General features: G+C 72.2%; 6 protein-coding genes. 5 read left to right on the plus strand and 1 reads right to left on the minus strand.

Features of this window, described 5'->3' with window-relative positions; all coding sequences use genetic code 11:
• Positions 1-20 precede the first annotated feature (20 nt).
• The 4 genes from ABD224_RS02470 (at position 21) to ABD224_RS02485 (ending at position 8,921) form a co-directional block, all read left to right on the plus strand.
• Positions 21-659, plus strand: a complete 639-nt coding sequence (locus ABD224_RS02470) for an Rv1733c family protein (RefSeq protein ID WP_344046167.1) — start codon at positions 21-23, stop codon at positions 657-659.
• Positions 660-1,312: 653 nt separating this feature from the next.
• The gene (locus tag ABD224_RS02475) at positions 1,313-3,379 is read left to right on the plus strand and encodes a flotillin family protein (RefSeq protein WP_344046169.1); all 2,067 of its coding nucleotides are present in this window, start codon (positions 1,313-1,315) and stop codon (positions 3,377-3,379) included.
• Positions 3,380-3,762: 383 nt separating this feature from the next.
• The gene (locus ABD224_RS02480) at positions 3,763-8,757 is read left to right on the plus strand and encodes a DNA repair ATPase (protein WP_344046171.1); all 4,995 of its coding nucleotides are present in this window, start codon (positions 3,763-3,765) and stop codon (positions 8,755-8,757) included.
• Complete coding sequence (locus tag ABD224_RS02485) at positions 8,754-8,921, plus strand: hypothetical protein (RefSeq protein WP_344046291.1); 168 nt, start codon at positions 8,754-8,756, stop codon at positions 8,919-8,921. The genes ABD224_RS02480 and ABD224_RS02485 overlap by 4 nt, the downstream gene beginning before the upstream one ends.
• 144 nt (positions 8,922-9,065) lie before the next feature.
• Here ABD224_RS02485 and ABD224_RS02490 read toward each other — a convergent pair whose 3' ends face one another.
• Complete coding sequence (locus ABD224_RS02490; RefSeq protein ID WP_344046173.1) at positions 9,066-9,722, minus strand: phosphatase PAP2 family protein; 657 nt, start codon at positions 9,720-9,722, stop codon at positions 9,066-9,068.
• A 386-nt stretch (positions 9,723-10,108) separates the two neighbouring features.
• Between ABD224_RS02490 and ABD224_RS02495 the strand changes: the two genes are divergently transcribed.
• On the plus strand, positions 10,109-12,160 hold the full coding sequence (locus ABD224_RS02495; RefSeq protein WP_344046176.1) for a TerD family protein: 2,052 nt from the start codon (positions 10,109-10,111) through the stop codon (positions 12,158-12,160).
• Positions 12,161-12,217: the final 57 nt, after the last annotated feature.

The raw sequence follows: 12,217 nt of genomic DNA on the forward strand, positions 1-12,217 counted from the left end.
CTGGAAAGGAGGACCGCACCATGTCCGGCGGCCTCCCCCGAGCGCAGCCGCCTCCCGGGCCCCCGCCCTCCGGAAGGCCTCCGCGCATCCCGCTGTGGCGCCTGCGGCGCAATCCGCTGTGCCGCCCCACCGATCTGCTGCAGGCATGGATCGGCCTCGTCCTGCTGCTGGCCGTCCTGGCCGCCGCGCCCGCGGCCCTGGTCCTCGCCCATGACGCCGCCTTCCGCCACTACGAACGGCAGGCCGAGTACCAGGAACGGACGTGGCAGCGGACCACCGCGGTCCTGGTCCACGACTCCCCCCGCCACGTCGAGCCGGACTCGCGGCAGGCGAAGCGGGCCCGCTACTCGGTCCAGGTGCGCCTCACCGGACCGGACGGCCTCACCCGCACCGCGCGGGCCGACGTCCCCGCCGGGCTGCCCGCCGGCAGCAGCGTCGAGGTGTGGACGGACCCGGACGGACGGGTCACCGGGCCGCCCATGACCGACGACGAGATCCGCAGCCGCAGCATGGGCTGGGCGATCCTCGCCGCCCTGGCCGTCTGCGCCGCCGGCGCGGCCGTGCACGGTCTCGCCGCCCTGGTGCTCCGCCGCCGCAACCTCTCCGCCTGGGCCGAGGACTGGTCCCGTACGGCCCCCCGCTGGACGACGTTCCGATAGGTCCGACAGGCGCGTGGAGTCGCACGGTGATGCCGGGGCGGCACCGCCGACGCGGCAGGGACAGGCATTCGCGACCGGTTCCAGGACCCCCACGCCCCCTTGATCGCTCCACCGGCAGGCCGCCGGCGGGCCCCGTCCCCTGTCGCACAGGGCGTACAGAGCTGTGCCGACAGAGCTGTGCCGAGGCAGGGAAGGGCAAGAAAGGGGCAGAGAAGGGGGCAGAGAAGGGGGCAGGAAAGGCGCAGGGAAGCGGCAGGGAAACGGCAGGGAAGAGGCAAGGAAGCAGAAGGGAATCCGCACCACCGCCCGGCCGTGTGCGCTGAGGCTCCGTCACCTTCTCGGCAGTAAACAGCCACGGAAAATTGCCGGAAACCGGCAATGCGCGAGTGGCATGTCCGCGGGCAGAATGGCGCACGGGGAGCACCACGGACGGTTCCAGTGCCGGGCACCGGCAATTGTCCGGCACCGGAACCGGCAGGGGGGAATGTCCGTCGTTCGGTGCGCCGCACACGTCACGAGGGAAACACCGCGGCGCACTCCCCGCTCGTCCGGCGCCCGCACGCCGCGCCGGCCTTCAGAGTCCTGGCCCCGGCCACCCCGGGCTCGCCCTTGTTCACCGTCCCTCACCGCCAAGGACACCAAGGACGTATGCCATGAATGTCATCGGCGCGCTCGCCGCGGCCTGCCTGATTCTCGTTCTGTTCGTGCTGTTCGTCTTCTCCCGGCTGTACCGGAAGGTGGAGCAGGGGAAGGCCCTGATCGTCTCCAAGAGGCGCAAGGTCGATGTGACCTTCACCGGGCAGATCGTGCTGCCGGTGCTGCACAAGGCCGAGGTGATGGACATCTCGGTGAAGACCATAGAGATCGAGCGCTCGGGCCGTGAGGGGCTCATCTGCCGGGACAACATCCGCGCCGACATCCGCATCACGTTCTTCGTCCGGGTCAACAAGACCGCCCAGGACGTCATCAAGGTCGCCCAGGCCGTCGGCACCGCCCGCGCCAGCGACCGGGACACGCTGCAGGAGCTGTTCCACGCCAAGTTCTCCGAGGCGCTGAAGACCGTCGGCAAGCAGATGGACTTCACCGACCTCTACACCAAGCGCGAGGAGCTGCGGTACCGGATCATCGAGGTCATCGGTGTCGACCTGAACGGCTACCACCTCGAGGACGCGGCGATCGACTACCTGGAGCAGACGCCGCTGTCCGAGCTCGACCCCGGCAACGTCCTCGACGCCCAGGGCATCCGCAAGATCACCGAGCTGACCGCCGCGGAGCACGTGCGCACCAACGAGGCCCAGCGCACCGAGGAGATGGAGATCACCCGGCAGAACGTCGACGCGCGCGAGGCCATCCTGGAGCTGGAGCGCCGGCAGGCGGACGCCGAGATCAGGCAGAAGCGGGAGATCGAGACCACCCGCGCCCGCGAGGAGGCCGAGACCGCCCGTGTGGTGGAGGAGGAGCGGCTGCGCGCGCAGACCGCCTTCCTGCGCACCGAGGAGGAGCTCGGCATCCAGCGCGAGAACCAGGCCCGTGAGATCGCCGTCGCCGCGAAGAACCGCGAGCGGGTCATCGCCATCGAGAACGAGCGCATCGAGAAGGACCGTCTCCTCGAGGTCATCGCCCGGGAGCGGGAGACCCAGCTGACCCGGATCGCCGCCGAGAAGGAGGTCGAGGCGGAGAAGCGGGAGATCGCCGAGGTCGTGCGCGAGCGGATCGCCGTGGAACGCACGGTCGCCGAGCAGGAGGAGTCCATCAAGAAGCTGCGCGCCGTGGAGGAGGCGGAGCGCGAGCGTCAGGCGATCGTCATCGCCGCCGAGGCCGAGGCACAGGAGAAGCTGGTCAAGGACATCAAGGCCGCGGAGGCCGCCGAGCAGGCCGCCGCCCACCGCGCGGCCGAGGAACTCACCCTGGCCGAGGCCCGGCTGAAGACCGCCGACCTGGACGCCCAGGCCAAGCTGCGCCTGGCCGAGGCCGTCCAGGCCGAGGCCGCCGCCGAGGGGCTGGCCGCGGTGAAGGTCCGCGAGCAGGAGGCGGAGGTCATCGAGAAGGCCGGCCGTGCCGAGGCCGAGGCGACCGCGGCCCGGCTGCGCGCGGAGGCCGAGGGCGCCGAGGCGCGGCTGCGGGCCGAGGCCGAGGGCGCCCGGGCCAGGGCGCTGGCCGACGCCGCCGCGATCGGCGAGGAGCTGAAGGCCGAGGCGGTCCGCCTGAACGAGAAGGCGGCGGCGATGGCCGCCCTGGACGAGGCGTCCCGCGGGCACGAGGAGTACCGGCTGCGGCTGGAGGCGGAGAAGGAGATCCGGCTGGCCGCCCTGGAGGCCCAGCGGCAGGTCGCCGAGGCGCAGGCCACGGTGCTGGCGACCGGCCTGGAGAACGCCGACATCGACATCGTCGGCGGCGAGTCGGTCTTCTTCGACCGGCTGATGTCCGCGGTCGCGCTCGGCAAGGGCGTCGACGGGTTCGTCGCGCACTCCGACACCGCGCAGGCCCTGGCCAAGCCCTACCTGGACGGCTCGGCGAGCCTGCCCGATGACCTGGGCCGGATCCTCGGCTCCTTCTCCACGGCCGATGTGCGGAACCTGACCGTCTCCGCGCTGCTGATGCAGCTGATGAAGTCCGGCGGCAGCAAGGCCGGGCAGGTGCGGCAACTCCTCGACCGCGCGGACGAGCTGGGCCTGGCCGACATGCCGCTCACCGCCCCCAACGGCACCGTCAAGGCCTGAGAACCCGGCGCCGGACCCCGCCCGCCGCGCGGCGTCCGGCACGCTCCCCCGGATCCGTGCGCACAGGGGCCCTGCCCTCGCGCAGCTCCCGAGCAGGGGCCCTGTCCCGCACCGCTGCCTTCGAGCGGATCCCGTGACGCCGCCGGACCCGGCCTTCGGGCGGACGACGGGAGGCCGGCGAAAAACCGACGGGAACCGATCGGACGCGGCGGGAAACGCCGGGACGCGCCGGGAAACGCCGAGAAGCGGCAGGAAACGACGGGGGACCGGCGAGAGACCGACGGGAGTCCGGCGCCGGGTTCCGACGACCAGCGGGGCCGGGGCCGCCGTACGGGGGGCGGCGGCCCCGGCCCCGCACCTCCTCGCGAAGGGACGCACCACCCATGGCCACCGCCCTGGAGACGGGTTCGTACGACACCGTGGACACCGGAACGACCGTGGACACCGGAACGTACGAGGTACTGCGCGACCGGCTCACCGCGCAGGCGGCCGAACTCGCCCGTGGCGCCGAGCGCCTCAACGCCCGCCGCGCCGAGGAGTTCGGCGCCACGCGCCTGGACCTCACCGGCACCGGCCGGCTGCACACCGAGCACCCCAGCGTGCCCCGGGACGTCGTCGCCGTCGGCGACCACCTGCTGTTCGGGTACAACGGCACCCGGCCCGAGCCCGAGGTGGGCGACGTTCTCGCGCTGTACGACCGCGCGTTGAACCGGCTGCCCGAGAACGCGGTGCCCGGCCTCCTCGACGACCCGGAGTTCGTACGGGAGTTCGCGGCCCTGTACCGCTACTACCGGCAGGCCCGTCTGCTGAGCCTGCGCCGCACGGACGACCGGCTGCTGGCCGTGTTCCGCATCGGCGAGAAGGCCGATGACATCCGGGTGCTGCGCTGGACGCTCACCGCCGGCGGCCGGGCGGCGTTCCTGGACGCGCGCGGCGAACGCGACTACGTGCTGCCGCCCTCCCACGACGTCGAGTGGACCGAGGCGGGCCGCGAGGACCATGTGCCGGGCCGGTTCCCGCATGTCTCGGTGCGGGGCGAGGTCTTCGTCTCCACCGCCGGCGGCAGCCTCACCCTCAAGACCGAGAACGACACCGGGACCGGCGAGGGCGTGTACAGCGAGCCGGTCGACGAGCCGCTGCAGTCCCTCGCCGACGCGGACATCGCGCATGCGCGCGTGGGTGCGCTGATCCTGCTGCGCATCCGCCCCTACAAGGAGACCGCGGACCGCTACCTGGTCTTCAACACCCTCACCAAGCAGGTGCTCCGCCTCGACGGCATCGGGCAGGCCTGCCGCCGTCTGCCCGAGGACCAGGGGATCGTGTTCCCCGGCGGCTACTGTCTGGCCACCGGCGCCCACAAGACGTACGAACTCGACACCAGCGGGCTGGAGTTCGAGCGCGAGGTGCGTTCGCCGTACGGCGAGGACGTGCTGTACGCCTTCCACGCGCGCGCGGAGGGGCGCAGCCTGCTGCTGTCGTACAACACCATCCGCGAGGAGGTCGCCACCCCGCTGTCCTGCCAGGGCTGGGCCCTGTTCGACGACGGTGTGCTGATGGCACTGCGCACGGCTCCCTCGGCGGGGCCCGCCGAGCCGGGCCGGGTGCACCCGATCCAGCTGTGGGCTTCCCCCTATGTCTCCGACACCCACTACGTCTCCGACACCCACGCCGCCACGACGGGCACCGGCCCCCTCGCCCGGATCGGCAACGCCGATCTCGTCCGCGGCATCTCCGACTGCCTGTCCATCAGCCGTGCCGTCGCCGAGACCACGCCGACCGTCGAGGTGTACGAGGCACTGGTCGCCGCCTGCGTCCGCGTCCTCGACAGCCACCACTGGCTCGGCGAGGAGGAGCTGGGCGACCTGCGCACCCCGCTTCAGGCCGTACGGGACACCGCCGAGCAGGTGCTGGAGGAGTTCCGCACCGTGCGGACGCTGACCCGGCGGGCCGCCGACGCGCTGGAGGCCGCCGCCGAACGGCTCGCCGCGGTGGTGCGCCGGCTGCGCGGCGAGGCACCGCGCGGGGCCGCCGCCTGGGTCGAGGGACTGAGCGAACTGCGGCAGGCACAGGGGCATCTGCTGACCCTGAAGGAGATGCGGTACGCCGATGTCGCCCGCATCGACGACCTCGCCGCCGAGGCGGAGGCCGACCTCGCCGCGTTCGGCCGGCGGGCCGTCGCCCATCTGGCCCGCGAGGACGCCTTCGCCGAGCACCACGACGAGGTCGAACGGCTCGTCGCCGACGCCGAGTCGATCGGCTCCGTCGCCGAGGCGGCCCCGGTCGCCGACCGGCTCGACGAGCTCGCCGGCACCCTGCACACGGTCACCGAGGTCGTCGCCGGCCTCGACACCGGCGACGCCACCGTGCGCACCTTGGTCCTGGAACGCATCGCCGAGGTGCTGGGCGGCGTCAACCGGGCCCGCGCCCTGCTCGACGCCCGGCGCCGCGAACTGCGCGACCAGGAGGGGCGTGCCGAGTTCGCCGCCGAGTTCGCGCTGCTCGGCCAGGCCGTCACCGGTGCGCTGGCCGCCGCGGACGACCCCGACGCCTGCGACGAGCAGCTCGCGGCCCTGCTGGTCCGGCTGGAGAACCTGGAGTCCCGGTTCGCCGAGTTCGACGACTTCCTCGGGGAGCTCGCCGCCAAGCGCGCCGAGATCCACGACGCCTTCGCCGGCCGCAGGCAGAGCCTTCTGGACGCCCGCGCCCGCCGCGCCGAACAGCTCGCCGCCTCCGCGGACCGTGTCCTGGAGACGATCGCCCGGCGCGCGGCCGGCCTCGCCGACGCCGACGCCGTCAGCACCTTCTTCGCCTCCGACCCCCTGGTCGCCAAGGTCCGCCGCACCGCCGGGGAACTGCGCGCACTCGGCGACCCGGTACGGGCGGAGGAGCTGGACGGCCGTCTGAAGTCCGCCCGCCAGGAGGCGGCCCGCGCCCTGCGCGACCGCACCGACCTGTACACCGACGGCGGCCGCACCGTCCGTCTGGGCGCCCACCGCTTCGCCGTCACCACCCGGCCCTTCGAGCTCACCCTGGTCCCGCACGGCGACGGCCTCGCCTTCGCCGTCACCGGCACCGACTACCGCGCCCCGGTCACCGACCCGGACTTCGCGTCCACCCGCCCCTACTGGGACCGCCGCCTGCCGTCCGAGTCGCCCGAGGTGTACCGCGCCGAGTACCTGGCCGCCCGCCTGCTGCGCGAGCACGGTCCGGCCGCCCTGGCGGCGGCCGACGACCTGCCGGCCCTGGTGCGCAGGGCCGCGGAGGAGGCGTACGACGAGGGCTACGAGCGCGGCATCCACGACCACGACGCCGCGCTGATCCTGGCCGCCCTGCTCCCCCTGTACGAACAGGCCGGGCCCCTGCGCCACGAACCCGCGGCCCGCGCCGCCGCCCATCTGTTCTGGGCCCATGGCACCACCCCCGCGGCCCGCGCGGCCTGGACCCGCCGGGCCGTCTCCCTGGCCCGCGCCCGCGACACCTTCGGCCCGTCCCCGGCGATCGGCGCACTGGAGGAGGAACTGGCGCGGGCGATCGCCGACTGGTCGCCGGACACCACCGCACCGTCCTCCACGGGATCGGCCTTTACGGGCAGCGGCGATGCGGCGGGCACCGCGGGCGCGCACGGCACGGCCCGTGCCGCGGCCGCGTACCTCTTCGAGGAGCTGACGACCGGCCCCGACGGCTTCGTCGTCAGCACCGCCACCCGTACGCTGCTCGACACGTTCCGCCGCACCGTGGGCGGCTGTGCCTACGACGAGGACCTGGCCGCCCTCGACGCCCTCGCCGACCGCCGTCAGCTGGCCGGGGCATGGCTGTCGGCGTACGCCGCCTCCACCGGGACCGGGATGTCCGCCGGCGACCTGGCCGAGGCGGTGGCCGCCGAGCTGTGCCCGGACCTGACCCGCTACGAGTCCGAGGTCTCCCCGGTGACCACGGTCGAGGGCCTGCTCGGCACCCATCCGCGCATCACGGACCGCCGCCTCACCCTGCGGATCGACGAGTTCCTGGCCCGGACCGGCAGATTCGCGCAGGAGGAGGTCCCCGCCTTCCGCGCCTACCAGCGCCGCCGCACCGCCCTGGTGGACGCCGAGCGTGCCCGGCTGCGGCTGGACGACCACCGCCCGCGCTCCATGGCGGCGTTCGTCCGCAACCGGCTCGTCGACGAGGTCTATCTGCCCCTCGTCGGCGACAGCCTCGCCCGCCAGCTCGGCACCGCCGGCGAGACCAGGCGCACCGACACCGGCGGTCTGCTGCTGCTCGTCTCGCCGCCCGGCTACGGCAAGACCACGCTCATGGAGTACGTCGCCGACCGCCTCGGCCTGATGCTGGTCAAGGTCAGCGGCCCGGGCCTCGGCCACGCCGTCACCTCACTGGACCCGGCCGAGGCGCCGAACGCCACCGCCCGCCAGGAGATCGAGAAGATCAACTTTGCGCTGGCGGCGGGCAACAACACACTGCTGCTCCTGGACGACATCCAGCACACCTCGCCGGAGCTGCTGCAGAAGTTCATCCCGCTGTGCGACACCACCCGCCGGATCGACGGCGTGTGGAACGGCGAGCCGCGCACCTACGACCTGCGCGGCAAGCGCTTCGCCGTCTGTATGACCGGCAACCCGTACACCGAGTCCGGCGAACGCTTCCGCATCCCGGACATGCTCGCCAACCGCGCCGACGTCTGGGACCTCGGCGAGGTGCTGACCGGCAAGGAGGACGTCTTCGCGCTCAGCTTCCTGGAGAACGCGCTCACCGCGAACCCGGTGCTCGCCCCGCTGGCCGGCCGCGACCGCCGCGACCTGGACCTGCTGCTCCGGCTCGCCGCGGGCGACCCCGCGGCCCGCGCCGACCGGCTCGTCCACCCCTGTGCACCCGCCGAGGTGGAGCAGATCGTCGCCGTACTGCGGCACCTGCTCACCGTGCGTGAGACGGTTCTCGCGGTCAACGCCGCCTACATCGCCTCCGCCGCCCAGTCCGAGGAGACCCGCACCGAGCCGCCGTTCCGGCTCCAGGGCTCCTACCGCACCATGAACAGGATCGCCCAGCGGGTGCGGCCGGTCATGAACGACGCCGAGCTCTCCGCCGTCCTCGACGACCACTTCACCGCGGAGGCCCGGACCCTCACCGACGGAGCCGAGGCCAACCTGCTGAAGCTGGCCGAACTGCGCGGCACCCTCACCCCCGAACAGGCCGAACGCTGGGCCGAGTTGAAGGCCGCCTACGTCCGCTCCCAGGCCCTGGGCGGCCCCGCCGACGACCCCCTCACCCGGGCGACCGCCGCCCTCGCCCTGCTGGCCGACCGGATGAGCGCCATCGAGGCGGCCCTCGTCGACGGCCTGGCCACCCGGGCTTGCCGGGCGGGCGGCCACGGAAAGGAGCAGTGACGACGATGACGGCCCTCACCGAAGCGGTGACGCAGATGTCGCCCTTCCTGGTCCCGCTCGCCGCCGCGACGCTGATCGTGGCGGCCCGCACCACCGTGCTGGTCCGCCGCGACCGCCGCCGGGCCCACGCCTACCGAGGGCCCTGGCCGTCCGAGGACGAGTGAGCCGCTGCCAACGACACGACCCCCGGACACGGGCCGTTCGGCCGGTGTCCGGGGGCGGAAGCACCACGAAGAAGAGAAGAGGAAGAAAGGGAGACAAAGAAGAGGGACAGAGATAAGGAAGAGAAGACGCCGGAGAAGCCGACGTCAGCGCGCCCGTGCCGGCCGGCCCGTCGCCGCATCCGGGGCGGCGAGCAGCGGGGCCAGCGCACCGGTGCGCAGCCGTCCCACGAAGGACAGGGCGAACATGCGTGCCGCGAGGATGACGAGCAGGGTGACGACGGTCCCCACCAGGGCTCCGGCGGCGACGTCGTGGGGGTAGTGGGCGCCGACGTACACCCGTGAGGCGCCCATCGCCACGGCCGCGAGCAGGGCGATGGCCCCGATCCACCGGTTGATGACCAGCAGCGCCACCGCGAAGGCGACGGCGACCGTGGTGTGGTTGCTGGGGAAGGCGTAGTCGTCCACAGGAGGACATTCCTCGATGAGGAATCTGCCGGGCAGGGCCCGGCAGGGGCGCTGCTCCTGGAATATGTTCTTGAGCCCGCTGTTGACGGCGTACGCGATGACGACGGCGAACGGTGTGGCCAGTACGGCGGCCATGACCGCGTTCCCCTGGTGCCGGGCGCGCCACCAGGCCATCAGACCGAAGATCACGAACACGCCCATGCCGACGGCGGAGTACAGCTCCGCGGGCTCGTTCAGCCAGGGCGTGTCCCGGGCGAACTCGGTGACGTCGGTGTAGAGGCCGCCGCTGACAGCCGCACCGTCGAACCCCTGGGCGGGCGGGGAGGAAGTCGTCATCAGGTGGATCTCCGGGGCACGAATACGGAACCCTCGGTGAAACCGAACTGTCCGAGGGGTGAACGTCTACAGATTGGTAGACGGTAGCAGTTGACCACCGGGTTGCCCTGGGCCCGGTCGCCTGCCCGGACCCGGTCCGCACGAGGTGACGGAGGCGGGCGGCCCCGCACGGAGGGCCGGTGGACCGTCCGGTGGCTCCAGGTCCCGGTCGTGTTCGCGACGACGCCGCGGTTCGGCCGGCTTCGCGACGCATGAGGTCTTTCGGAAGATCGGCACGGATGGGGTCTGTTCGGGCTAGAGTGCGCCATGCGTCGAGTGTGCGGTGTGTCACACAAGGTGTGGGAGTGGGCGGATTCTTGCGCCCACTGTGAGCGGTTTGGGATTTTATGTACGAAATGGTCAAGGGTGGCAATGTGGAGCTGGCCGCCCTGAGCGACAACGTCGACGCGGTGATCGTGAGCCTGGGGTGGGCGAGCCCGACCGGCGAGGGAGACGCGGACGTCTCCGTTCTCCTGCTGGGCGCGGACGGGAAGGTGCGCAGTGACGCCGACTTCCACTTCTACAACAACCCGTCCGCTGCCGACGGCAGCGTGCACCTTCTCGGCAAGCAGCCCGCCGGGGAGGGCAGCGAGGACCGGATCAGCTTCGATCTGACGGCGGTGCCCGCCGGGGTCGAACGGATCGTCATTGCCGCGAGCCGGTACGAGGGCGCGCTGTTCAGCGAACTCGACGACCTCCGTGTGACCCTGTCCGACGCATCGGGTGAGCCCCTGCTCCGTTTCGCCACCGACGACGCCGACTCGGTGAGCGCCCTCATCTTCGGTGAGTTGTACCGGCGTGGGGAGGGGTGGAAGTTCCGGGCGGTCGGACAGGGGTACGCCACCGGACTGGCCGGGCTGGCGACGGACTTCGGCGTCGACATCGAGGACGACGCGGCCGATGAGCCGGCTGCGCCCGTGATGCCGGAGGACGACGGGAAGCCGGACATGAAGGAGGCGAAGGGTGCCGCCACGGTTGCCGAGCAGGAACCGCCGGCACCGCTGCCCGCTGTGCCCTCGCCCCGGCAGCACGCCGAGAACGCGGAACCGAAGAAGGTGACCGCACGCCCTCGTACGGCCAAGAAGAAGGTCACCCTCCCCAAGGCGGTGAAGAAGTCCCTCGCGGAGAACGAGTCCTGGAAGGCGGCCAGGCTCTTTCCCGTCACGGCGCTCAAGAGCGACCGGGAGCGGGAGATGCGCGCCACCTCGGTCCTGCTGTCGGTCATGGCACAGGTACCGGAGTTCGGCAGGAGGCTCACGGCGGCCTTCGGCGCCCCGGCGGGCCGTATGGAGACGTTCACCGAGGTCTCTTTGCCGCACGGTGACACACCCCGGCGTCCCGATGGCGTGATCCGCGTCGAGCGGGGCGGAAAGCTGTGGACGGCTCTGGTCGAGACCAAGACCAACGGCAATCCGCTCAAGCCCGACCAGGTCCAGGTGTACGTGGACATAGCCGCACGACGCGGCTACGAGGCCGTGATCACCCTCTCGAACGACGTGGCCCTCGAGGGCAGCCCGCTGGTCGACGTCAAGATCGACCGGCGGCGCAAGCACAAGGTGGCCCTGTGGCACCTGTCCTGGGCCGAAGTCGCTCACCAGGCACAGTTGCTCATCCGGCACGAAGGTGTCGGCAACAGCGCCCACGCCTGGCTGCTTCAGGAGCTTCTGCACTACCTGCGGCACGACAACTCCGGCTGCCACGGTTTCCAGAACATGGGCGCCGCCTGGGTTCCCGTACGCCGGGGGATCGACGACGAGACGCTGTGCCAGGGCGATCCGCGCGCCCTGGAAGTGGTCGAGAGCTGGGAACGGCTCATCCGCCACATCTGTCTGGGGCTCGGCGGTGAAATCGGGCAGAAGGTGCTCCCGGTCCAGCGTGCCCGCCGCGGAAGCGACCCCGGGGCCCGTCGGGCCCGGATGGCCGATCAGCTGTGCCGGGAAGGGAGGCTGCAGGCCGAGCTGCGCATCGAGGGCACACCCGGCGTCCTGGCGGTCGCCGCCGACCTCCGCACCGGAAAACTGCGCGCCTCCGTCGAGATCCCCGCTCCCGAGCAGGGCTACCCGCTGACCCGGGCCAAGCGGCTCATCAGACGACTGGCCGAGGCACCGGCGGACCTCCATGTCGAAACGCTGGTGGACGGCGGTATGGGTGGCCCGCGGGGCACGCTGGAGCGGCTTCGGCCGGAGCCGGGGGACCTGCTGCCGAAGAACGGCTCGCAGATCACCGGTTTCCGCCTCTCCCTCTTCAAGGGCATGGGCAGCAGCCGTGGCAACACCGAGTCCGGTTTCATCCGGAGCGTGGAGACCCTTGTGCACCGGTTCTACGACACGGTGGTGGTCCATCTGGACCGCTCGGTCACCCGCAGGACCGCGCCGGCCCGGCAGGTCCCGACGAAGTGAGAGCGACGCCCACCGTCCCGGGTCGCTCCCGCCGTGCCATGCGGTGTCCGGGGCTCT

Source organism: Streptomyces thermoalcalitolerans, from assembly GCF_039525155.1.
Taxonomy (GTDB): Bacteria; Actinomycetota; Actinomycetes; order Streptomycetales; family Streptomycetaceae; genus Streptomyces; species Streptomyces thermovulgaris.